The sequence below is a fragment of the Pantoea sp. WEP genome (assembly GCF_041678305.1).
GTDB classification, from domain to species: domain Bacteria; phylum Pseudomonadota; class Gammaproteobacteria; order Enterobacterales; family Enterobacteriaceae; genus Pantoea; species Pantoea dispersa.
In genome coordinates this window covers 211,948-234,930 of sequence record NZ_JBGNXB010000001.1, presented here as the reverse complement: position 1 = coordinate 234,930, position 22,983 = coordinate 211,948, and the positions used below count along the sequence as shown (strand labels likewise).

Genomic DNA, 22,983 nt, shown 5'->3' with positions numbered 1-22,983 from the left:
AGGCGCAGAGCGGGCGTAAAGAAAGTATAAAAACGCGGGCAGATCAGGCGCTTTCCAGCGCCCAGATGCGATTCAGGTCAACGTTGTGCCACAAGCCGCTGTCCTCAGCGCCGGTGATGGTATCGGTGCAGAAGCTGTCGCCGAGGTCCAGCGCTTCCGGTTTGACCTCGCGCTGCGAATGCAGCGACCAGAACACATGCACTTTGGGTTTCAGCAGCGATTTTTCCCCGGCCTGCACCACCAGCGCCACGCGCCCGGAGGCCAGTCGCACCAGCGAGCCCACCGGATAAATACCGATGGTACGCACAAACGTGTGCAGCAGCGCACTGTCAAAGTGGCCGCGCCAGCTCAGCATATTGTGCATCGCCTCCGACGGCGTCCAGCCTTTGCGATACGGGCGATCGGAGGTCACCGCGTCGTAAACGTCACACACCGCCGCCATGCGTGCGTAGAGCGAGATCTCTTCGCCCTGCAGCCGATGCGGATAGCCGCTGCCATCGAATTTTTCATGGTGATGCAGCGCAATATCCAGCAAATCTTCATCCGCATGGGCTTCCATCAGCATTTGCGCACCGACGATTGGATGCTGGCGCATAATCGTAAACTCTTCGTCGGTGAGCTTATCCGGCTTGTTGAGGATGGTCAGCGGCACCGCGGCTTTACCGACGTCATGCAGCAATCCGCCCATGCCCACGCGCCGCAGCTGCTGCTCATCCAGCCCCATTTTCTTGCCCAGCGAAATCATCAGACCGCACACCGCCATGGAGTGCAGGTAAGTGTAATCGTCATGATTTTTCAGCCGCGCCACGCTGAGCAGCGCGGTTGGCTCGCGGGTAATCGATCCGGCAATTTCATCGACCAGCTCAAGGGTAAAGGCAAGATCGAGGCCCTGCCCCATGCGCGCTTCGTTGAACATCGCCAGCACCTGCGGCTTGCCCTGGTTGAAGATGCACTGCGCCTGATCCATCTCGCGGAAAAACGGCGTCTGCGGAATGTCTTTTTTCGGCTGCGGCGTGGCAGGCGCGCGCACCGACCGCTCGGGATCGATCCATACCTGCTGGATCCCCTCGTTACGGATCAGGGCGATCTGACGCTTATCGGTGATCAGCATCTGGTTGCGAATGCGTTTGTCCTTGATCCACCAGACCTCAAGCTTGTGGATAAACATGCCTGGCCGCAGCTCGTCAACGGTAATCAGCTTTATCACGATATCGCTCCTTAATATCAGTGGATGGTAAGGAGTGATATCGGCAGCTGAGCAAAAAATCTTCAGGGCGGCGTGACTGGTCGGGACAGGTTCAGGCAACCTGCGTGCCGCGCTGGGCTAAAAAGGCACTCAGCGTCATGACACGGCTTAACTCCTCCTGCGTTCTGGCGTCATTTTCCACTTCCCACTGATCGAGATGACGCTGCAGGTTAAGCCAGAATTCAATCGAGGTGGCGAAAACCCGTGCCAGCCGGTAGGCCATCTCAGTGCTGAGTTTACGGTTGTTATTCACCAGCGCGCTGACGGTGTTGCGATGCACATTCAGCATCTCCGCCAGATCATTCACTTTGAGGTTGAGCGGTTCGAGAAATTCATACTGCAGGACGTCCCCCACGCTGGTGGGTTTGCGCATTGCTTGTTTCATAAGGTGCTCTCTTTGGTACGGGTAGCGGGCCAGAAGGGATCGTTAGCGCTATTTTTTGTAGCGGTGCGGATCCAGATACAGATCCCAGGCTTCGCCTTTTGCCCACTGGAAAATTAGCCGATACTGCGCGTTAACCCGAATCGAATAATAACCCAGCAGCGGCGGCTTTAACGCTTCAAAACGGTTACCCGGCGGCGAACGCAAATCCTGATGCGAAGTGGCGGCATGAATGATATCCAGCTTACGCGCCAGCGCTGATTCAATCGCACGCGGAATCTGCGCATGCGGTGTCCCATGGGTATAAAATTGTGCCAGCCAGGCCTGACGAAACGCCCTGATTGAACCCATCCTGCTTCCCTGCCTGTCTTACGAACCAGCAGGTAAAATAGTGCACTTACGCACAGTGCTCAAGTGCACTTTTTAACATCATAGTTTATTTCCGATCGGGATTCCAGATCGGCAACCTCAGACCGATCGCCTACGCGCTCAATCGGGCCCATCACCAGCAGGAACAGCAGTGCCGCGACGACACAGTGCGCACCGACGAACACCAGGCCAATGCTGTAGCTGCCGGTCAGGCCAACGATCACGCCAAACAACAGCGGCGTGATAAAACCCGCCATGTTACCGATGCCGTTGAAGATCGCGCCGGCGAGGCCAACCGCCTCTTTGGGTGCCGTATCGCTAACCACGGTCCAGGTGCCTGCGCCCGCCGCCACGCCTTTGCCGAAGAAGGCAAACGACATGATGGCGATAATGCCGGCGTTGGAAGGGATCACCGCCGCCAGAATCAGCGAGGCGGCCATCAGCATGCCAACGATGTACGGCGTTTTGCGCGCCCACGACAGGCTCCAGCCGCGCGCCAGCAGCTTATCTGAGATGTAGCCACCGCTGATGCCGCCCAGAAAGCCAAACAGCGCCGGTGCAATGGTGGCGAAACCGGCATCCAGAATGTTCATGCCGCGCGCCTGCACCAGATAGATCGGGAACCAGGTAATGAAGAAGTAGCTAAGCGCGATGGTGCAATACTGGCCGAGGTAGGCGCACCACAGCATGCGGTTGGTAAGCAATGTTTTGAACATCGCTTTGCTGACCGGTGGCCGTGCGCGCAGCGTTTGCGCAGCGTCGATATCCACCAGCGCGCCCCCCTGTTCAATGTAATGCAACTCGCTGGCGGAAACGTGCGGATGCTGACGCGGGCTGCGCATATAGCCCGCCCAGACAAACACCGCCAGCACGCCGATGCCGCCAAGCACAAAGAATGGCCATTCCCAGCCATAACGCGACACCAGCCAGCCGGAGAGCGGTGAGAATATCGCCACGGCAAAGTATTGTGCCGAGGCAAACAGCGACGATGCGCGTCCGCGCTCTGCGCCCGGGAACCACATAATGACTGCGCGCGCGTTGGCGGGAAAGCTCGGCGCCTCAATCAGGCCCAGCGCGAAGCGCAGCGCAAACATCAGCGTCAGCGCCATGGTCATGCCACTGGAAAACTCACCGACAAATCCCATCAGCAGGGTCGAAACCGACCACAGCGCCAGCGTCACGCCGTAGACCTTTTTGGTGCCGAAGCGATCGAGAATCAATCCGCCGGGGATCTGACCGATAACATACGCCCAGCTGAAGGCCGAAAGGATCAGGCCGAGCTGGATCGCCGACAGGCCAAACTCCTGTTTGATCGCTGAGCCGGAGATCGACAGGATCGAGCGATCGGCATAAGCGACCACTGACAGGAACAGAATCAGGCAAAGGATCCAGATACGCACATGGCTGTTCTGGCTGCGGTTTTTGCGTTGCAACATAGGCTGAATTCCTTGATGGAGGAGCATCCTGCCCCGAAGCGATGATGGTCAGGAATACCGCGCAGATTTCCCTGTTCAGCAACTATAGGAAGCCAGTGTTGCTCTGGTCATTGTGCGAATGAAGGAATCCGCGCGGCGAAACGGCGCGGGTTTTGGTCGCTGACACAAAGCCGGGTGCGGTAGCGCACAAAATCTTTAATCCGTGCTGGCTTTCGCCGCGGAATGTGCGCCAGCGCTGAGAAAAGAGTTTGCGCGATCACTATGAGCAGGCAAAGCATCCATGCGCGTCGGGCAAATTGTGCGCTGCACAGCAAATTACCACGCAGCAGATTGCCAGCTCTGCTGCCGGCTCGTAGGCTGAAAATGATTTCATTGAGCCATTTTCAACACCAATGAAAAATTTATTCTAATAAACAGCTTACTCTGGAGTCTGCGATGAAAACCCTCAAGGCGATACTGTTACTTGGCCTGCTGACCAGTTCGGCCTCCGCGCTGGCGGAGAAGATCGGCGTGTCGATGGCCTATTTTGACCAGAACTTCCTTACCATTATTCGTCATGCCATTGATAAAGAAGCTAAAGCGCGCGGGCTGGATGCCCAGTTTGAAGATGCGCGCGGCGACGTCGGCCGCCAGACCGACCAGGTGCAGAGTTTTATCAGCGCCGGCGTGGATGCCATCATCGTCGATCCAGTGGATTCCGCCAGCACACCGCAGCTGACCAGACTGGCGCAGCAGGCGAAAATTCCGCTGGTGTACGTCAACCGCACGCCAGGCGATAAAACCCTGCCACCCGGCGTAGTGTTTGTCGGTTCGGACGAACGCGAATCCGGCACGCTGCAAATGGAGGCGCTGGCTAAGCTGGCGAATTATAAAGGTAACGTGGCGATCATGATCGGCAACCTGACCGATGCCGGCGCGCTGCAGCGCACCAAAGATGTCGAGCAGGTGGTGGCGAAATACCCGGGCATGAAAGTGGTACAGAAGCAGCCAGCAAACTATGCGCGCAACGAAGGCATGGACCTGATGCTCAACTGGATTGGCAACGGTGAAGCGATCGATATCGTCGCGGCCAATAACGATGAGATGGCGATTGGTGCGGCAATGGCGCTGGCAAAGAGCAATAAAAAGATTCTGGTGGGCGGCATCGACGCCACGCCGGACGGCCTGAAGGCTCTGGCGCAGGATAAGATGCAGGTGACGGTGTTTCAGGACGCCATCGGTCAGGGCAAAACCTCGGTAGACGTGGCGCAGAAGCTGATTAAAGGCGAAAAAGTGGCTTCACACGTGTGGATCCCGTTCGAGCTGGTGACCAAAGAGAATATGCAAAAGTACGTCGAGCGCAGCCAGTAGCCGACAGACTCTGCCGGGGCGCGATTGTGGCGAGCTGAGTTGCCTGGTGCGCATCAATGCGCACCCTACGGGCTACCTGTAGGGTCGCCATTTATGGCGACCTTATTCGTAGTTCAGATGGTGGGGCCACTTCCAGCAGTCTTAGCTGAGCTGATCGGATTGTTCAGCCAGCGCTTTGCGTAGGTTTGTGCGTACCCTATGCAGAAAATCGACAGCAGTGGTGCCCCATAAATGAGGATCAAACTCGTCCTGAAAATACGCTTCGAATGTCGTTTCTGGATCCGAACTTTCACTCAAAAAAAGATCAATATCCGCCGCTAGCCCCTGCCAACTGGCGGGATGCTCGTTGCGTAAAAACGCATCAATTTTTGGCTCGATTTCATCACTATCATCTATAAGGTCATAGTCCTGACCAAAATATATCGTAATGAAACAGCCTAGCTCATTGAAATTTGAACGGTTCATGTCAGGCCTTAGGAAACGCAGTAAGAATAAAATAGGGTTTTCCATGCCACTGCTCAAAACGAAGCACCAGCCGAACCCTATAGCAGCGAATAACGTCCGGGGAACCACGACGAATCATGATACCTGTCTGAGTGGCAAAAATTCTCTCCAGCTCCATTTTGGCATTCATTCCGGGAGGGAGATGTTTTACCCACATTTCTATCTGGTGGCTATTGTCCCTGATTACCTGACTAATTAGCTGCTCCGCCTCATTCACTGTCCTGAAGCTACTGGTCGCGTAAAGAGAGGGCCTGCGTTCCAGCCTGGCAACTAACTCTTCAGCTGTTTTACCAATATGGCGTTCAAGCGTGTGTCCGCCAGTGCTGCCCGCTAGCGCTTCATGAACCGCCAGGTTGATGCGACCAGAGCGAACAGCAGCAACGCGCACGGCTCCTGCCGCAAACGCGAAACTCATGGGAATCGCAACATCCACCGTCATGCCTACATGTAGGGCGGTTTGGCTATCCGCCCCTAAGGTTTCTGCGAGCTTCACGGCTGAATGATACGTATCAGTGCTGACATTGCGACCTGTCCAGACCTGTCGTAATGAGGCCTGTATGGTATCAAGTCCATGTGTACCGACAACAATACAACCAGCTTTGGTCAACATCGTGGGTTCTGGAACCACGCACATAGCACCAGCACCGAACATTTCTGCCACACCACCGATAAGTCCCAGTCCACCAAAAAGACGATTGCTGAGTGTTTCTCCTTCGCTGATATTTTTGTCTGATAGCACAGCCGCCATGTGCACAGGCGATACAGCAATTTTCAATCCATCATTTTCATCCATAAAACGCATCTCCGTTTGAAAAAATTCCATTTTGGCCAATCAGTAGTGCGACAGCATCACGATGTTTACTCTTTGATTCATTACAGTGGGTTTACGACCGCAACCATCACTCGCGCAGTATCGCCATGACGATAATGTCGTGGTACTCGCCCTCGCGCAGGCAGGCTTTGCGCTTCACGCCTTCCTGCTCAAAGCCCAGGCGCTGATACAGACGCAGCGCGCGCTGGTTGTCGTGAAACACTTCCAGCTCAACGCGTATTACGCCCAGCCAGTTAAAGGCATAGTCGATACCGGTGCGGATCAGCCGCTCACCGATGCCGCGACCGCTAAACGCCGGATCGACGCCAATACCAAAGCTGATGCTGTGGCGCGTACGCGGCCGCTGTTCGGTAAACAGCGTCAGCTCGCCCACCATCTGCCCGTCGATTTCCGCCACAAAGCCGATATGGCCTTCGCTGTTCATCGGCTCGAATTTTTTCTGCCAGGTGGCGACGCTGGGAAACGGCAGCTGCGTGGTCCAGCGATACACCTCGGGATGACTGTATAAACGTTGATAGGCGGCGGCATCGCCCGGTTCACGTCCGCGAATCTGCAAATCCATGTCGATAATCCCTGTTCAGTTGCACTAAGCTGTTAACTCTCACCGATCGGAAAGAGTGGCCTTATGTTGTATCGTCGTTTTGAACGTTTTATCAATATTTTTCAGGATGCCCCCACCGATTCCCCACCCGCCAGCGTGTGGCCGTTTTACCTCTATTATCTGCGTCAGGTGTGGCCAGGTTTTGTCGCGCTGCTGATTGTCGGACTGGCGCAGGCGCTGATCGAAGTGGCGCTGTTTAGCTATCTCAGCCGTATTATCGATCTGGTCAATCACACCACGCCCGCCACGCTGTTCAGCGATAACTGGCCGATTCTGCTGTGGATGGCGGCAGTGGCACTGATTCTGCGGCCGGTAGTAATCGCGCTGCACGATATGCTGGTACATCAAAGCATTAACCCCAGCATGACCAGCATGATTCGCTGGCAGCATCACAACTATGTGCTGCGGCAGAGCCTCAATTTCTTCCAGAACGATTTTGCCGGCCGTATCGCCCAGCGCATCATGCAAACCGGTAACTCGCTGCGTGACTCGGCGGTTCAGCTGGTGGATGCCATCTGGCACGTGGTGATTTACGCCGTGACCTCACTGGTGCTGTTCGCGGAAGCCGACTGGCGCCTGATGATTCCGCTGATCATCTGGATTGTGGCGTACAGTTTGTCGCTGCGCTTCTTTGTGCCGCGCGTCAAGCAGCGCTCGGTGGTGTCATCCGAGGCGCGCTCGAAGCTGATGGGCACTATCGTTGACGGTTACACCAACATCGCTACCCTGAAACTGTTTGCCCATAACGATCTGGAAAAACGCTACGCGCGCGACGCCATTCAGGAACAGACCGACAAAACCCAGCACGCCAGCCGCATGGTGACCAGCATGGATATCACGCTGTCGACACTCAATGGCCTGCTGATTGTCAGCACCTCCGGCCTCGCGCTGTGGCTGTGGAGCCAGTCGCTGATCAGCGTAGGTGCCATCGCGCTGGCCACCGGGCTGGTGATTCGCCTGGTGAACATGTCCGGCTGGATCATGTGGGTGGTGAACGGCATCTTCGAAAACATCGGCATGGTGCAGGATGGCCTGAACACCATTGCACAACCGCTCAGCGTGCAGGATGCGCCGCAGGCGAAAAAGCTGCAGGTGACGCGCGGCCAGATCCGCTTTGAGGATGTGCGTTTTGACTACGGCGGCGGCCGCCAGGTGATTAACCGCCTGAATCTCAATATCAAGCCTGGCGAGAAAATCGGTCTGATTGGCCCCTCCGGCGCCGGTAAATCGACCCTCGTGAACCTGCTGCTGCGGCTGTATGACATCAACGGCGGGCGCATCCTGATTGACGATCAGGACATCGCGCAGGTCACGCAGGCGAGCCTGCGCAGTCAGATTGGCATGATCACCCAGGATACGTCGCTGCTGCACCGCTCGATTCGCGAAAACCTGCTGTACGGTCGCCCGGATGCCAGCGAAGCCGAACTGCAGGCGGCGATTGTGCGCGCCCGCGCCGACGAGTTTATCCCGCTGCTCTCCGATCCGCAGGGCCGTACCGGGCTGGATGCGCACGTCGGCGAGCGCGGCGTCAAACTCTCTGGCGGCCAGCGCCAGCGTATTGCCATCGCCCGCGTGCTGCTGAAAGATGCGCCGGTTCTGATCATGGATGAAGCCACGTCGGCGCTCGACTCGGAAGTGGAAGCGGCGATTCAGGAGAGCCTGGAGACGCTGATGCAGGGCAAAACGGTGATCGCCATCGCCCATCGCCTGTCGACCATCGCGAAAATGGACCGGCTGGTGGTGCTGGAGAACGGCGGCATTGTTGAGATGGGTAACCATCGCGAACTGCTGGCGCACGGCGGGCTGTACGCGCGCCTGTGGCAGCATCAGACCGGCGGATTTGTCGGCGTCGATTAATCGCCGCGCCGGTAAGGCAGGGCGTCGCGCGCTTCCTGTGCCCAGGCGCGTACCCCTGCCCGCTCCTGCTGCAGAAAATCCCCGACCGCATCACGCAGCCCCGGATGGCACAGATAGTGCCAGGAATGGGTGAGTTGCGGTTCAAAGCCGCGCACCAGCTTGTGCTCGCCCTGCGCACCGGCATCAAAGCGCTGCAGCCCTTCGGCGATGGCGAAATCCATGCCCTGGTAGAAACAGGTCTCGAAGTGCAGCCGGTCAAACTCTGCCAGACAGCCCCAGTAGCGGCCATACAGCGTGTCGTCATCCACCAGACAGAAGGCCATGGCCGCGGGCTGCTGCTGTAGCGTGGCGATCACCACGCGAATCGCCTGCGGCATCCGCTCCGCCAGCAGGCTGAAGAAGGAGCGCGTCAGATAGGGATGCTGGCCGCGCACCGCGTAGGTGTTGGCGTAGCAGGTATACACAAAATCCCACTGATCTTCACGCAGCTCATCGCCGCGATACCAGTTAAACGCAAAGCCGCTGCTGGCCACCTGTTCGCGCTCTTTGCGCAGCTGCTTGCGTTTGCGCGACATCAGCGTGTCGAGAAAGTCGTGAAAATCGCGGTAGCCGCGATTGTGCCAGTGATACTGCACGCCGAGGCGCGCCAGCCAGTCCGGCTGGGTTGCCAGCAGCGCGTTGGCGTGCGGCGTGGTGAAATTGATATGTGCCCCACTTAAGCCGTGCCGCTGCAACGCATCGGGCAGCGCTTCCAGCATCGGAATAATGGCCGTCTCGTCACCCAGCAGCCGCGCACCGGTCACCGGGCTGAACGGAATGGCGCCGAGCCATTTGGGGTAATAAGGAATACCAGCACGCTGGCAGGCATCGGCCCACGCGTGATCGAACACATATTCGCCCCACGAGTTGCGTTTACGGTAGCCCGGCAGCGCTGCCCGCAGCCTGCCGTCTTGGCGCCACAGCAGATGATCCGGCTGCCAGCCGTTTTCCGCGCGCACGCTGCCACTCTCTTCCAGCGCGAGCAGGAAGGCGTGACGCAAAAAAGGTTGATTGTCAGGTAACAGCGCATCCCATTCGGCAGCGGTGATCTCCGCCAGCGATGACAGGTGAAGCAAAGGCATTGGTGGCTCCCGGCCAGCTTAAGGCGAACGCCTAGTTCAGCAGGTTTTGCCGCCGTGCGAAAGGTGCGGCGCACTGAATGTAAAGCGGATCGTTGCGCCATGCTGCGCACATTGCTGCCGCGGCCCGTGCCACGATTTTTCACTTCGCCTGTGTATACTCACCCTTTTCCCTTGCAGGAAATGCCATGGATCGTCTTGATTGTGATCGCATGTTTGTCGCCGTACTCGAAGTCGGCAGCTTTGCCGGTGCCGCTGCCCGGCTGGGCACCAGCAGCGGCCAGGCATCAAAGCTGGTGTCGCGTCTGGAGCAGCAGCTTGGCGTGCAGCTGTTCAAGCGCAGCACACGGGCGCTGTCGCCCACCGAGATCGGCCGCGCCTATTACGAGCGGGTGAAAACCCTGCTGGAGGCGTTCGACGCGCTGGATGCCACGGTGCAGGAAAATGCCCGCTCACCCACCGGTCGCCTGAAGATCAGCGCACCCGGCACCTTCGGCACCGCGGTGCTGGCCAGCGTGCTGGTGGCGTTCGCGCGTCACTATCCGCTGATTGAGCTGGACGTCAACTTCTCCGACCGCACCGTGAATATCGTCGATGAAGGCTTCGATGTGGCGATCCGCATCGGCAAGCTGGACGACAGCAGCCTGATTGCGCGCCGTCTGGGCGAGGTGCCGATTCGCCTCGCCGCCGCGCCCGGCTATCTGCTGCAGCACGGCACGCCGCAGCACTGGCGCGATCTGGCGACGCATCAGTGCATCAGCGACACCAACTTTCGCGATCCGTGGCACTGGCCGTTCGTCACGCCGTGCGGCGACAGCGTCAGCATGCCGATTCGCGGCCGCCTGTGCTTCTCCAATACCGAAGCCTGCCTGCAGGCGGCGCTGGCCGGCCTCGGCATTGCGCGTCTGCCCGGTTTTATCGCTGCACCGGCGCTGCAGCAGGGCGAAATCGTCACGCTGCTGGAGGACTTTGCGCCGCCAGCCATGGGCCTGTTTGCCCTGTATCCGCCCGCGCGCCATCTGGCGCAGAAAACCCGCCTGCTGATCGACTTTCTGGCCGAGCACTTCCGCCTGCATCCGCCCGGCTGATTCCTTCCATTATGGAAACAATCAAAGCCGTTTTGCCCGGATTATCAGCATAACGGCAGCACGGTAAGCTGCTGACATCACTTCAGAGGAGCAGAGCGATGTTGGTAAACGGTAAGTGGAGCGCAGAGTGGCATCCGGTTCAGGCCACCGATAAACAGGGCGGCTTTGTACGCCAGACTTCCAGCTTTCGTCACTGGATTAGCGCCGATGGCAGCAGCGAATTTGCCGCCGAGCCGGATCGCTATCATCTGTACGTCGCGCTGATCTGCCCGTGGGCCTCGCGCACGCTCATTGCACGCAGCCTGAAAGGGCTGGAGCAGATTGTCAGCGTGTCGGTGGTTGAGCCGCAGCTTGGCGCGCAGGGCTGGCGCTTCGGCGATTATCCCGGTGCCGATCGCGACCCGCTGAACAACGCTGAGTATCTCCACCAGCTGTATACCCGCGCCGACGCCGACTTCACCGGGCGCGCCACCGTGCCGGTGCTGTGGGATAAAAAAACCCAGACCATCGTTAACAATGAGTCGGCGGATATTCTGCGCATGTTCAACAGCGGCTTTGGCGATCTGGCAGACAACCGGCTCGATCTCTACCCTGAGGATCTGCGCCAGGAGATCGACGCGCTGAACGCAACGATCTATCCGCGTCTCAATAACGGCGTTTATCGCACCGGTTTCGCCACCACCCAGGTGAGCTATCAGCAGGCGTTTAATGAGGTGTTTGAGCAGCTGGATGAGCTGGAGCAACGGCTGAAAGATGGCCGCACTTTTCTGCTGGGTGAACGACTGACCGAAGCCGATATCCGCCTGTTCGTGACCCTGATACGCTTTGACGTCGCCTATCACGGCCTGTTCAAATGCAACCTGCGCCGCCTGCGCGATTACCCGCTGCTCGATCGTTATCTGAAGAGTGTGCTGGCGGTCTCCGGCGTGCGGCAAACGGTGAACATCGACCACATCAAACAGGGCTATTATTCGATTAAAGCGCTGAATCCCAACGGCATCGTGCCAGCGGGACCGGATATGGCGGACTACGGTTTTTAAGGAGCAGGGCAATGGCAAAAGCGTTAGTGGTGTTTTTACATGGCGTCGGCAGTAATGGCGCGGATTTGGCGGTGCTGGGGCAACACTGGTCAGCGCTGCTGCCCGACGTGGCATTTGCCGCGCCCGATGCGCCCTTTCCCTTTGAACACGCCATGGGCTATCAGTGGTTCAGCCTGACCGGCATCACGCCGGAAAACCGTCCGGCACGCGTACGGGCTGCGCGCGACGCCTTTGACGCCACGCTGCAGCAGCTGATGGCGCAGCACGCGATGGCCGGCGCGTGGCAAAAGGTGATTCTGGTGGGATTCTCGCAGGGCTCGATCATGGCGCTGGATGCGCTGGCCTCCGGACGCTATCCGCTGGCTGGTGTGGTGGCCTTCTCCGGTCGCCTGGCCTTTGACGAGGCGCTCACGCCGCCGCCGCATGCCTCCGCGCTGCTAATTCACGGTAAAGCCGATGAGGTGATTCCGTTCAGCGAAACTGTCTCCGCCGCGCAGCGCCTGCAGAGCGCGGGCGTCGCGGTCACCGCACAGTATGAACCCGCCACCGGTCACACCATTTCCAGCCACGGCGCGATGCAGGCAGCGGCCTACATCGCCCAGTGCCTGCAGGATTAAGGCCAGTAGCGCTGCAGCGCCTGCCACGCCTGACGCGCGGCCGCTTCCGGCGGCTGTGCTTTGAGGCGATCATTAAACACTTCGATGCCCACCGGACCGCGATAGCCTGCACTTTTCAGCTTATCGACAAAGCGTTCCACTTCAATGATGCCGTCGCCGGGCAGTAAGCGCTGATGGCGCGCATAGTCGCTCAGCGCCTGCTTTTCCTGCGGTGGCATCTGCGCCATATCGCACAGCTGCACTTCATAAATGCGGTCGGCCGGAATGCCGTCGAGCTGAGAGGCATCGCCACCGCGTGCGCAGATGTGGAACAGATCGACCACCAGCCCGATATTGGGCTGATCCAGCCGCTGCAAACGCTGCCACGCCAGCGGCAGCGTATTGTCGACGCTGCACCACGCCATCGGTTCATACATGATGCGCATGTTATAGCGCGCGGCTTCCGAGGCCAGCCAGCGCAGATCTTCATCAATGCGCTCCGCAACGCAGTCTTCGCGCGTGGTCGCCGGCGCCTGAATGGTATCGCAGCCCAGCGATTGCGCGACGCGAATGAAATCACGCAGTTCGGCGCGCTTTTGCAGCCGTTCGCTGTCCGGCGCGCCGGTAAAGTCACGCAGCACCTGCAGATTGGTAAAGCCCAGGTTTAGCTGCGCGGCCAGCGCCGCCGTGTGCTCAGTAACCTCTTCCCGCCACATTTCAACCTGATCGAACCCGGCGGCACGCGCCGCCTGCAGCTTATGCGCCGATTCACCGTTTAACAGCACCAGGTTAAGGAATTTCGGGTTTGCAGACATCAACAGCTCCTTAATCGTCCGGATAAAGCGGTGACAGAGGCTGTGCGCCACCCGCACAGCATCCTGATCAGTATCCCCCTCTTAAGGGTGATTTCAAGCGTGTCGTTTAGCCCAGCAGGTTCACCACGGCAAAACCGGCAAAGGTCATCAGCAATGAACCGATGACATGCACCATCACGCTCGACATTGCCCACAGGTATTTTCCTGATTGTAGCAACACCACGATCTCGGCCGAGAAGGTCGAAAACGTCGTCAGCCCGCCGCACAGGCCGGTGACGATCAGCAGTTTCCATACGGGATCGATGTGCGGATTGCGCACAAACCACGCCATCGCCGCGCCAATAATAAAGCCACCGACCAGATTAACGATCAGCGTCCCTGGCGGCAGGTTGGGGAATAACGTATTGAAACGTAAAGAGATAAGCCAGCGCAGCGTGCAACCGATGGCACCACCGATCATGACCGCGAACAGCGACTTCAGCATAGTCTGGAGCTCCTGAATTGAGATACGCGCAGGGCCGCGGCAGGACAGAAACTACACCTGACACACCGCCGTCTCCCGCGCAGGGATAAGCAAGTTGTCAGGCGTCATCAGCCGTCTGTAACCAGAGGGCGGTTGGGTAAGGTGGCACGCCATCACCTTAGAGGCACGATAATACGCTGGCGCGGCGGAGGTGACAATATTCACCTGCCGTCAGCGTATCGTCGGGGACGATTATGTTTTACCGTGGCAGACATCATCAGCAAGGAGATTCCGATGCGTACCCTGATTTTTGATACTGATATCGGCGTGGATGACGCCTTTGCGCTGGCGTATGCGGCGCGCACGCAGCGGCTGCTGGGCATCACCACGGTGTTTGGCAATGTCGCGGTTGGCCAGGCGGTAAAAAACGCCCGGCTGTTCTGTGCAAAGATGAACATCAGCGCGCCGGTGTATCGCGGCTGTTCGCGTCCGCTGGCGCTGGCCCCTTCCGCACCGGCCACCCTGCACGGCGCAGACGGTCTCGGCGATGCCTTCGATAACCCGTATAGCGATGCCGCCGACAGCGCGGTGCAGTTCATCATTGATAGCGTACGCGCGCAGCCGCACGCGATTACCCTGGTAGCAATCGGGCCGCTGACCAACATCGCCTGCGCCATCAACCAGGCGCCAGACATCATTCCGCTGGTGAAAGAGCTGGTGATCATGGGCGGTGCGTTTGGCACCGACGGCCACGCCGGCAACGTGACGCCGTTCGCCGAGTTCAATATCTGGAAAGATCCGCATGCCGCCGATCAGGTACTGGCCTCGGCGCTGCCGGTGGTGATGCTGCCGCTGGATGTGACGCACAAGGTGCTGATCAGTGGAGAGGAAGTGCGCCAGCTGAATCAGCCGGTGTTGAGTGCCATCTGCCGGCCTTATCTGGCTTATAGCCTGCAAAAAGAAGGATTTGATGGCATGGCGCTGCACGATACCCTGACGCTGTCGTGGCTGGCGCTGCCGCAGGCGTTCAGCGTGACGACAGCGCCGGTGCGCGTGGTGACCGAAGGCATCAGCCGCGGCCAGACGCTGCAGCGCGTGAGCACTCTCGCCTCGCGCGACGATCCGTTCGCCGGCCTGCGCGCCCAGCGGTTGTGTCTGGGCGTCGACGCCGAGGCGGTACGGCAACATTTTTTTGCCACGCTGCGCGCCTGACACGCTCTCTAGCGGGCGAAATGGATGACGCCTTTGATCAGCTCAGGGTTGTTGATCACCCCGGGCTCAAAAGTCTCGGCCAGCGTCGAGAAGTCGTAATGGCGGTTGAGCATCATATCGGCCCGCAGCTGACCGCTGGCCATCAGGGCGCGCACCTTGTCGAAGTCTTCCCGCGTGGCGTTGCGGCTGCCCAGCAGCGTGGTCTCCTTTTTGTGAAACTCGGTGTCGGGGATCACCAGATCGCCTTTGTGCAGGCCAACAAACACGATGGTGCCGCCGTGACGAATCAGCTGCACGGCGCTGTTCATCGCCGCCGGACTGCCGGTGGCGTCAATCACTTTCGCGGCCAGCCGCCCGCCAAACTCTGCACGCAGCGCGGCGATAAAATCATCGGCCAGCGGATCGATCGTCGCCAGCTGCAACTGCTGCGCAACGTGCGCGCGCCGCTGAGCGCTGGTATCGGCCACCACCACCTGTGCACCGGCTGCGGCGGCAATCGCCGCGACGCCCAGGCCAATCGGTCCGGCTCCGACCACCAGCACCTGCTCATCGGCGACCAGCGCCGCGCGTCGCACCGCATGGGCGCTGATGGCAAAGGGCTCGATCAGCGCCGCTGCTTCGGGCGCCACATCGTCAACCGCCAGCAAATTAGTGTCCGGCACGCTGAGAAACTCGCAAAAACCCCCGTCCTGATGCACGCCAATCACTGAAATCTGTTCACAGCAGTTGGTTTTGCCGCTTAAGCAGGCGTCGCAACGCTGACAGGCCACGTAAGGAATCAGCGCCACGCGCTGCCCTGGCTGAAATCCCTGCGCCGCCGCGCCCAGCGCCACCACTTCACCGCACAGCTCATGGCCGAGTACGCGCGGATAGGAGAAAAACGGCTGATTGCCGGCCCAGGCGTGAATATCGGTGCCGCAAATGCCGGCGGCAATTGGTTTAATCAGGACTTCGTGCGCGGCAGGCGTCGGTACGCTGCGCTGCTGCCACACCATGCTGCGCGGTTCGGCGACCACCAGCGTTTTCATGTTCGTCATCGTTTCCTCCTGGGCTGTTCACGCAGTTATGGCGAAAATCGACCGCGGCGGGAGGTTGCGCTGTACGAAGTGTGAGTCAGCGCGATTTTTTTGGGCTTTGTGTGGTTTTTAATGCATAAAAAACCGGAGGGCCGTATGAGCCGAAGCCAGAATCTGCGCCAGAACGTCATCAATCAAATGCTGGAAGCCATTACCCGCCGCCATGTGCGCTCGCCGCTGCCCCCGCAGGCAGCGCTGGCCGAGATGTTTAATATCAGCCGCACCACGGTGCGGCACACGCTGCAGCATCTGCATCAGCGCGGCGTGCTGGAAAAAGTGGCTGAGACCTACGTGATCGTGCGCGATCCCTGCGAGGAGGATGGGTTTAGCGTACTCAGCCCACCGATCGACCAACAGGCGGTGCACTTTGAGCAGGCGTTTTTTAACCTGATTAACCAGCGCTTGCTGATGCCAGGCGACAGTTTCACCGAGCTGCAGCTGGCGCAGCAGGTGCGGGTCAGCCCGGTGGTGGTGCGCGAGTTCCTGCTGCGCTTTATGCGCTATAACCTGCTGGAACCGGTTAAACGCGGCCACTGGCGAATGAAGAAATTCGATCAGGAGTACGCCGAAAAGCTGTTTGAACTGCGCGAAATGCTGGAGACGCACGCGCTGACCCGCTTTCTTAACCTCGCCGCCGGTGATGAACGCTGGGTGCAGGCGCGCGATCTGCTGGATCGTCATCGCGCGCTGCGCGACACCATCGCCAGCAACTACCGCCAGTTTGCCGCGCTGGATAAAGAGATGCATACGCTGATTCTCTCCGCCGCCAACAACCCGTTTTTCAATCAGTCACTGGAAATTATCTCTGTGATTTTTCACTCGCATTATCAATGGGATGAAAGCGACCTGAAACAACGCAACATTGTCGCGCTGGAGGAGCATATGGCGATTCTTACCGCGCTCATCAGCCGCCAGGATGTGGACGCGCTGTGTGCGCTGCATGCGCATCTCAGAACCGCCAAACACTCAATGATCCGCTCTATCCGGCAGTACAATTAAAAACCGATTAAAAACCACAAAGCATAAGCGCCCGCACGAATCAGAAACATGTTTGCAACATCTCCCGCGGTTTACTTCTAGTCTCGAAGGCAGCCCCTTAGGGCAGCCCGTTTCGCTGCCGCAGGAACCCCAAGACTGATAACGATAAGTACCCGAACCTGGGAGGTTGCAATGGAAAATACATCAACGCGCGGCGGCACCACCGCGCCAGCACCCGAGCACGCCGGGCAGGATTATGTGCCAGCGCGCGCCGATGTGGTGCGCTCTCCGCGCATCCGTAAGATTCAAATCACCGCCATGCTGTTGCTGCTGTTCGCCGCCATCATCAACTACCTTGACCGCAGCTCGCTGTCGGTGGCCAACATGACCATCCGCGAGGAGCTGGGCTTATCGGCCACCGAGATTGGCGTGCTGCTGTCGGCGTTTTCGCTGGCCTACGGTTTAGCCCAGCTGCCGTGCGGCGCGCTGCTCGATCGCAAAGGCCCGCGCATTATGCTGGCCATCGGCATGTTTTTCTGGTCACTGTTCCAGGCGGCGGCCGGGCTGGTGCATAACTTCACGCAGTTTGTGCTGGTGCGCATCGGGCTGGGCATTGGCGAAGCGCCGATGAACCCGTGCGGCGTGAAGGTAATCAACGACTGGTTCAACATCAAAGATCGCGGTATGCCGATGGGGATGTTTAACGCGGCGTCGATGATTGGTCTCTCGGTGGCACCGCCGATTCTGGCGGCGATGATGCTGGTGATGGGCTGGCGCGGCATGTTTGTCACCATCGGCGTGCTGGGTATGTTTCTCGCCATTGGCTGGTATCTCACCTATCGCGACCGGGATAACAACAAACTGAGCGGCGAAGAGATTCACTATCTGCAGGCGGGCAGCGTGGCATCACGCAAAGAGCCGCTGAGTTTCGCCGAGTGGCGTGGGCTGTTTAAGCAGCGCACCATGTGGGGCATGATGATTGGCTTCAGCGGCATCAACTATACCGCGTGGCTGTACATCGCCTGGCTGCCGGGCTATCTGCAGTCGACCTATCATCTGGACCTGAAAAGCACCGGCCTGCTGGCCGCCATTCCTTTCCTGTTCGGCGCGGCGGGCATGCTGCTCAACGGTTACGTGGTGGATGCGCTGGTGCGTCGCGGTTTCGACGCGGTGAAAGTACGTAAAGTGTCGATTGTCAGCGGCATGCTGCTCTCTGCGGCCTTTACCACCTTTGTGACGCGCGCCACCGACACCACCAGCGCGGTAACGCTGATTGGTATGGCGCTGTTCTGCATTCACTTTGCCGGTACCTCATGCTGGGGCCTGATCCATGCTAACGTCACGGCGCGCATGACGGCGTCAGTGGGCAGTATCCAGAACTTTGCCAGCTTCGTTTTCGCCTCTTTTGCGCCAGTAATTACCGGCTGGGTGCTGGATACCACCAAATCGTTCAGCCTCGCGCTGATGATATGTGCGGGCGTCACGGTGGTCGGCGCGCTGGCTTACCTGCTGCTGGTCAGAAAACCGATCACCGATGGGGTGTAACACCAGGGTTTCTGCTTAATTCTCTTCTCCGGGTGCGCAGGTTATGCGCACCCTTGCTTCATCCGCCCGCCACACCTATTCCAGCCGCCGCGTTATCGCCTGAGTCCGGGTCTGATCAGATAAATTAAACTGCATGATGGCAATCACTATCCAGCACTATTAAGCCCGAAATAAGGAAAATATACCGCTAAACACGTCGGTAATAGTTATTATTTTAAGACAAAACTCAAAGACGAATATTATGTATCACCATCCTCAGTGCATTATTATCCATTAATGCATTAACGAAGGTGAATTAATTAGCTACAGTAAACTTTTGTGGATTGGATCAAAGTTTGACCGGATAATTTAACTTACCGTTCAGTCACTATTAATGTTCAGGTATGAGCGTGGTGACCAAATGGATTTACAACGCAAGGCCCTTTTTATCTCTTTTGATGCCGTGGCATTATCGGGTATTACAGTAGAAGCCACTAAAATTGCCGTTCGTTTACGCGAGCAGGGAATCACCTCCTTTCTTGATATCGGCTACGACATAAAAATTGATAAGGGAAACTTCGGACGTCCCTATTCCGAAAATGAGATTAATTCGCTGAAGCATCATTTTACATTAGTCCGGCACGATGAAATTCGTCAGGTGGAAGGTTATAACCCGGCCTTTCTGCAATATATTCATGACGTACTGATTAATCATAGCCAGACGCTGGATGCCGCCGCAGAGAAAATCCTGGTGCAGCAGACGGAAAAGATGGCACAGGCGGTGGCAAACGCGCTGTGCGCAAAATGGCAGGCGCTGGATATCAATTATTTAATCATTGAGAACGGGACGCTGCCGGATAATATTATTTTTACCCGCGCGCTCTATCTGGCGATAGCGCAATACGGAGCCGCAAAACAGCTCGGCCGGTTTGTGTTGTGGCGCGACCATGACCTGATGTGGAACAGCGAATCCACTTCATCGCGTTACGGCAGCGCGCCCTGGCCACATGCCGTCAGGCCGCAGCCCTCGCCGCATATTACCTACGTCACGCTGAACCAGGCGCTAGCCTCACAGCTGGCGGCCTGGTGCGAACATCAGGTCGAAATTGAGGTGATGCGTAATACCTATCCTTTTGACCCGAGCCATCCGCGCAAAGATTTACGCCGCCAGTTTGGGTTGCTGGCGCAGGACAAGGTGATTGCCCGCACCACGCGAATTATTCCGGCTAAGCGACTCGATCGGGATATTCACCTGTTGCATGCGCTGAACAGTGAACTTATCGCACAGCATCAGCCACAGCGCGTTTATTTAATGGTCGCCGGCGATCCGCTGGAAGACAGCGTGCATTATCACGCATTAAAGCAATTAATTAGCCGGTTCCAGCTGGAGCGTTACGTCATCTTTTTTGGCGCGTTAAATCACGACTTTATGGAGCGTAATCCACAGGCCACCACCATTCAGGATCTTTATCACGCCTGCGATGTGGTGTCGTTTTTAACCGCATGGGATTACGACAGCTACGGTAATCCGATTGGCGAGGCGATCAGCCATCAGCGCTGTTATATCGCCACCCGCTATGAATATTATCACGAGGTGTATGGCCAGTACGGTTTTGAAGGCGAACTGATGGCGATTTCCGCCAGCCATGATGGCCTGCCGGATGCCGATTTTATTCAGCGCGTCAGTGCTTTATTACGGGATGACGCGCGCCGTGACGCCATCGCCACGCGCAATTATCAGAAAGGAAAATCCCTGCTGTCGGATCACATCTTCCGGCAGATATTTAATGTGTAGTTAAGGAGTGACTATGGATAACCGTTGTTTTATTTCTGTCGTGCTGCCGGTTTATAACGAGGCAGCACGTATTAACGCGGTGCTGGAATCAATATTGCAGCAGCGTTCACCCGGCGGATTGTTTAATTTTGATAATCTGGAAGTGATCATGGTGGATAATAATTCCACAGATAACTCGGTCGCGCTGATTGAAGCCTTTGCCGCGCAGCATCCGCAGCTGACAATTCATCAGCTGCAGGAGACGGTGCAGGGCGTCTCTTCGGCGCGGAAAAAAGGCATGGATTTCGCCTCACAGCGCGCCGGTCTGCGCGACGAGGCCAGCGGCTTTCAGCGCAAGCACTACATCCTTTCGGCCGATGCGGACTGCACCGTTGATGCACTGTGGATCGACGAACTGGTCGGCACCATGATTGCGCAAAACGGCGATCTGGGCACCTGTAACTACTACTACGAAACCGCGGATTTCCACGAGCGCCCGCGGCTGTATGCGGAGATTGATAAAACGCTGCGCTGCCGCCACGCTTCCTTCTCCCTGTTTGGCGGCTTTCCGGACGGCAAAGGCTTTGGCGTCGAAAAGCAGCTGTACGACGAAGTGGGCGGCATCGAGATTTTTTACCAGCTGAAAAACGGTGAGTTTGTTGAACATCTGTCAGACGACTGGGATTTTGGCATCAAGGTGATCGCCGCTGGCGGCAAACCGGTGTATGCGCCCAATTCCCGCGTGCAGATCAACAGCCGCCGGGTGGATAACCTGCTGCACGAAGTGATTGAAGGCGTGGCCTACGGCCATAACGGCACCATCATCATGAAGGATGTGCGACCCACGCTCACCGCGCTGACGCCGTTCACCGATGTCAGCGCAGAGCAGGCGCAGCAGGCGTGGCACTACTCGATTAAAGATTACGTGCCAAAAAATCTGGTGCTGCCGGTGTTGCTGAATCCGTCGCTGCTGCGCGACGATGCCGCGGTGATTGATTTCTTCACGCCAGAGGTGGCTGAACGCCTGTTCGACCGCATTCACAGCATAATGCTGGAGATGAGCGTGACCGATTTCCTGCCGATTCACAGCTACAAAACCCCGGCGTTTCGCCTCTATTTTGAATTCTGCCATGAGCTGTTTGCCGCGCTGCGTCGTGCCGTCGGCGCAGAGATTGGCGAGCCACCGCCGCTGCCGGCCTGCTTTGCCCGGGTGACGGAAAATGATTTCGCCCGCTTTGTCTGGTATTACTGCGAAGATCGCGAATCCGGTGAGGCGCATAACTACTTTGCAAACGGCGGGGTGTTCTGATGCGTGCTGCCTGGCTGCAATCCCTGCAGGATATCGATCGTCACTATCCTCGCCCGGCCATATGCGAGGTGCTTAGCCGGCCGGAAAACGCCGATTTGCTGGAATACGTGGTGCATGATCCTTTTGGCTGCCATGTGTTTCCCGGTGATATCGACGATTTTCCGCTGCCGAATTTTTTCCGCGCCATGCAGCACAGCCTGAGCCATGCGCCGCAAATTCATCTGTGGGCGTATATCCCTACCTGCCGCTACAAGTGCCATTTCTGCCAGTTTCCTACGGTGATTGTAAATCCGCAGTCGCCGCGCGCGCCTGAGCTGTTCCGCGATATCGTCGATCGCAACATTCAGGAGGCGAAACTGTGGCTGGCGCAGCTGCCGGCACTGGGTGAAGTGCCGGTGGGTGAGTTCAACCTGTTCGGCGGCACGCCATCGCTGCTGCCACCGGATGAGCTGCGGCGCTTAATGGATTTTTACCGCAACCATTTCAACTTCCGCGAGGCCACGCTGCGCTTCGAAGGTGAGCCCGGCACGCTGACGCGCGAATTCCTCGCGCAGCTGCGCGAACTGGGCTTCAGCAAACTGTCGTTTGGCGCGCAGTCATTCTCGGACCGCCTGATCAAAGGCTGTGGTCGCCTGCACAGCGCGGATGCCTGCTACAAGGTGATTCGTGATGCGCGCGAGCTGGGCTTCGCCCTGGTCAGCGTCGACCTGATGTATGGCCTGCTGGGACAAACGGTGGACGACGTGCGTGACGATCTGCAGCAGGCGCGCGCGCTTGACCTGTCGCATCTGGTGTTCACCAAGCTGCACATGAAGCCGTTCGCCGAGAGCCGCACCGGCGTGTCGGCGGAGGGAGAAAATGCCTGGCAGCGTAAGAATGCGGCGATGCCCAGTCTGGGTCAGCAGTATCAGATGCGCGCGCTGGCCGAGCAGTGGCTGGATGGCGATTACCTTGAACATCCCACCATGTATTTCCACCATCGCAACGCACCGCCGGAGAAGTGGAAAGCGATCATTACCGATCTCGACCAGCAGGCGCCGGAAGTAGCGATTGGCCTTGGCGGCAGCTCCAAATGTGCCGGCGCGGAGCTGATTAACCTGACCGACTACGCCGATTATCAGCGCGCACTGGATAACGGTGAGCTGCCGATTGCCTCGGTGCGCGGTATGTCGCCGGATCAGCAGGCCATCAACGGCTGCAAGATGGCGCTGTCAACGCTGATTCCGCTCGACGATGTGCTGTTTCAGCAGAAGTTTGGCGTCAGCCTGTTTGCCCAGCCGACCATCGCCCGTGCGCTGCGTGAGTTGCAGCAGCGCGAGTTAGTACACAGCGATGGCCGCTACGTCACGCTAACCCCCACCGGCCGCGTGCTGGTAGAAGCCATCATCAACACCCAGTTCGACTAAACCGCCC

Annotated in this window: 22 protein-coding genes and 1 riboswitch; of the genes, 11 read left to right on the top strand and 11 right to left on the bottom strand. The window is 58.1% G+C overall.

Features of this window, described 5'->3' with window-relative positions:
• Positions 1 to 43: 43 nt before the first annotated feature.
• From ABVR31_RS01085 to ABVR31_RS01070, 4 genes are all read right to left on the bottom strand, one after another.
• Positions 44 to 1,207: an HD-GYP domain-containing protein gene (locus ABVR31_RS01085; protein ID WP_288424337.1), complete on the bottom strand. Its 1,164-nt coding sequence runs from the start codon at positions 1,205 to 1,207 to the stop codon at positions 44 to 46.
• A 91-nt stretch (positions 1,208 to 1,298) separates the two neighbouring features.
• Positions 1,299 to 1,631 carry a HigA family addiction module antitoxin gene (locus tag ABVR31_RS01080; protein ID WP_058775157.1) on the bottom strand — a complete coding sequence of 111 codons (333 nt, stop codon included), beginning with the start codon at positions 1,629 to 1,631 and terminating at the stop codon, positions 1,299 to 1,301.
• 48 nt (positions 1,632 to 1,679) lie between these two features.
• Positions 1,680 to 1,979 carry a type II toxin-antitoxin system RelE/ParE family toxin gene (locus tag ABVR31_RS01075; protein ID WP_059013049.1) on the bottom strand — a complete coding sequence of 100 codons (300 nt, stop codon included), beginning with the start codon at positions 1,977 to 1,979 and terminating at the stop codon, positions 1,680 to 1,682.
• Between the two features lie 59 nt (positions 1,980 to 2,038).
• Positions 2,039 to 3,433: an MFS transporter gene (locus ABVR31_RS01070; RefSeq protein ID WP_058775155.1), complete on the bottom strand. Its 1,395-nt coding sequence runs from the start codon at positions 3,431 to 3,433 to the stop codon at positions 2,039 to 2,041.
• Between the two features lie 435 nt (positions 3,434 to 3,868).
• Between ABVR31_RS01070 and ABVR31_RS01065 the strand changes: the two genes are divergently transcribed.
• Positions 3,869 to 4,783 carry a sugar ABC transporter substrate-binding protein gene (locus tag ABVR31_RS01065; RefSeq protein ID WP_021507882.1) on the top strand — a complete coding sequence of 305 codons (915 nt, stop codon included), beginning with the start codon at positions 3,869 to 3,871 and terminating at the stop codon, positions 4,781 to 4,783.
• A 141-nt stretch (positions 4,784 to 4,924) separates the two neighbouring features.
• On the opposite strand, the gene ABVR31_RS01060 is transcribed toward ABVR31_RS01065, so the two are convergent.
• The 3 genes from ABVR31_RS01060 to ABVR31_RS01050 all read right to left on the bottom strand — a co-directional run bounded on the left by ABVR31_RS01060 (position 4,925) and on the right by ABVR31_RS01050 (position 6,681).
• A complete protein-coding gene (locus ABVR31_RS01060; protein WP_058759357.1) occupies positions 4,925 to 5,248 on the bottom strand; it encodes a contact-dependent growth inhibition system immunity protein in 324 nt (107 codons plus the stop codon).
• A gap of 1 nt (position 5,249) precedes the next feature.
• Positions 5,250 to 6,080, bottom strand: a complete 831-nt coding sequence (locus tag ABVR31_RS01055) for an RNase A-like domain-containing protein (protein ID WP_288424544.1) — start codon at positions 6,078 to 6,080, stop codon at positions 5,250 to 5,252.
• A gap of 106 nt (positions 6,081 to 6,186) precedes the next feature.
• Complete coding sequence (locus ABVR31_RS01050) at positions 6,187 to 6,681, bottom strand: GNAT family N-acetyltransferase (RefSeq protein WP_058775154.1); 495 nt, start codon at positions 6,679 to 6,681, stop codon at positions 6,187 to 6,189.
• A 63-nt stretch (positions 6,682 to 6,744) separates the two neighbouring features.
• On the opposite strand from ABVR31_RS01050, the gene ABVR31_RS01045 reads away from it, so the two are divergent.
• Entirely contained in the window at positions 6,745 to 8,577 is a 1,833-nt protein-coding gene (locus ABVR31_RS01045; protein ID WP_288424323.1) for an ABC transporter ATP-binding protein, read from the top strand.
• On the opposite strand, the gene ABVR31_RS01040 is transcribed toward ABVR31_RS01045, so the two are convergent.
• Positions 8,574 to 9,698 (bottom strand): GNAT family N-acetyltransferase, encoded by a 1,125-nt coding sequence (locus ABVR31_RS01040; RefSeq protein ID WP_288424320.1) that lies wholly within the window; start codon positions 9,696 to 9,698, stop codon positions 8,574 to 8,576. The genes ABVR31_RS01045 and ABVR31_RS01040 overlap by 4 nt on opposite strands.
• A 185-nt stretch (positions 9,699 to 9,883) precedes the next feature.
• Between ABVR31_RS01040 and ABVR31_RS01035 the strand changes: the two genes are divergently transcribed.
• The 3 genes from ABVR31_RS01035 to ABVR31_RS01025 all read left to right on the top strand — a co-directional run bounded on the left by ABVR31_RS01035 (position 9,884) and on the right by ABVR31_RS01025 (position 12,440).
• Positions 9,884 to 10,783 carry a LysR family transcriptional regulator gene (locus ABVR31_RS01035; RefSeq protein WP_372771703.1) on the top strand — a complete coding sequence of 300 codons (900 nt, stop codon included), beginning with the start codon at positions 9,884 to 9,886 and terminating at the stop codon, positions 10,781 to 10,783.
• Between the two features lie 98 nt (positions 10,784 to 10,881).
• A complete protein-coding gene (locus ABVR31_RS01030) occupies positions 10,882 to 11,823 on the top strand; it encodes a glutathione S-transferase family protein (RefSeq protein ID WP_058770919.1) in 942 nt (313 codons plus the stop codon).
• 11 nt (positions 11,824 to 11,834) lie between these two features.
• Entirely contained in the window at positions 11,835 to 12,440 is a 606-nt protein-coding gene (locus ABVR31_RS01025) for an alpha/beta hydrolase (RefSeq protein ID WP_058770918.1), read from the top strand.
• On the opposite strand, the gene ABVR31_RS01020 is transcribed toward ABVR31_RS01025, so the two are convergent.
• Positions 12,437 to 13,234 (bottom strand): sugar phosphate isomerase/epimerase, encoded by a 798-nt coding sequence (locus ABVR31_RS01020; protein WP_058775150.1) that lies wholly within the window; start codon positions 13,232 to 13,234, stop codon positions 12,437 to 12,439. The genes ABVR31_RS01025 and ABVR31_RS01020 overlap by 4 nt on opposite strands.
• 106 nt (positions 13,235 to 13,340) lie before the next feature.
• Positions 13,341 to 13,718 (bottom strand): fluoride efflux transporter CrcB, encoded by a 378-nt coding sequence (gene crcB / locus ABVR31_RS01015; RefSeq protein ID WP_021507890.1) that lies wholly within the window; start codon positions 13,716 to 13,718, stop codon positions 13,341 to 13,343.
• Between the two features lie 91 nt (positions 13,719 to 13,809).
• Positions 13,810 to 13,884: riboswitch (Fluoride riboswitch) on the bottom strand.
• A 107-nt stretch (positions 13,885 to 13,991) separates the two neighbouring features.
• Here crcB and ABVR31_RS01010 point away from each other — a divergent pair.
• On the top strand, positions 13,992 to 14,909 hold the full coding sequence (locus tag ABVR31_RS01010; RefSeq protein ID WP_336700912.1) for a nucleoside hydrolase: 918 nt from the start codon (positions 13,992 to 13,994) through the stop codon (positions 14,907 to 14,909).
• A gap of 8 nt (positions 14,910 to 14,917) precedes the next feature.
• Here the strand turns inward: ABVR31_RS01010 and ABVR31_RS01005 are convergent, their stop codons facing one another.
• Positions 14,918 to 15,946 (bottom strand): zinc-binding alcohol dehydrogenase family protein, encoded by a 1,029-nt coding sequence (locus tag ABVR31_RS01005; RefSeq protein ID WP_125310450.1) that lies wholly within the window; start codon positions 15,944 to 15,946, stop codon positions 14,918 to 14,920.
• A gap of 135 nt (positions 15,947 to 16,081) precedes the next feature.
• Between ABVR31_RS01005 and ABVR31_RS01000 the strand changes: the two genes are divergently transcribed.
• The 5 genes from ABVR31_RS01000 to ABVR31_RS00980 all read left to right on the top strand — a co-directional run bounded on the left by ABVR31_RS01000 (position 16,082) and on the right by ABVR31_RS00980 (position 22,976).
• Positions 16,082 to 16,984, top strand: a complete 903-nt coding sequence (locus tag ABVR31_RS01000) for an FCD domain-containing protein (RefSeq protein WP_371221885.1) — start codon at positions 16,082 to 16,084, stop codon at positions 16,982 to 16,984.
• 171 nt (positions 16,985 to 17,155) lie between these two features.
• Positions 17,156 to 18,508 (top strand): MFS transporter, encoded by a 1,353-nt coding sequence (locus tag ABVR31_RS00995; RefSeq protein ID WP_021507894.1) that lies wholly within the window; start codon positions 17,156 to 17,158, stop codon positions 18,506 to 18,508.
• 400 nt (positions 18,509 to 18,908) lie between these two features.
• Positions 18,909 to 20,282 (top strand): glycosyl transferase family 2, encoded by a 1,374-nt coding sequence (locus tag ABVR31_RS00990; RefSeq protein ID WP_222951500.1) that lies wholly within the window; start codon positions 18,909 to 18,911, stop codon positions 20,280 to 20,282.
• A gap of 13 nt (positions 20,283 to 20,295) precedes the next feature.
• A complete protein-coding gene (locus ABVR31_RS00985) occupies positions 20,296 to 21,570 on the top strand; it encodes a glycosyltransferase family 2 protein (RefSeq protein ID WP_372771702.1) in 1,275 nt (424 codons plus the stop codon).
• Positions 21,570 to 22,976: a radical SAM protein gene (locus ABVR31_RS00980; protein WP_372771701.1), complete on the top strand. Its 1,407-nt coding sequence runs from the start codon at positions 21,570 to 21,572 to the stop codon at positions 22,974 to 22,976. The genes ABVR31_RS00985 and ABVR31_RS00980 overlap by 1 nt, the downstream gene beginning before the upstream one ends.
• Positions 22,977 to 22,983 lie beyond the last annotated feature (7 nt).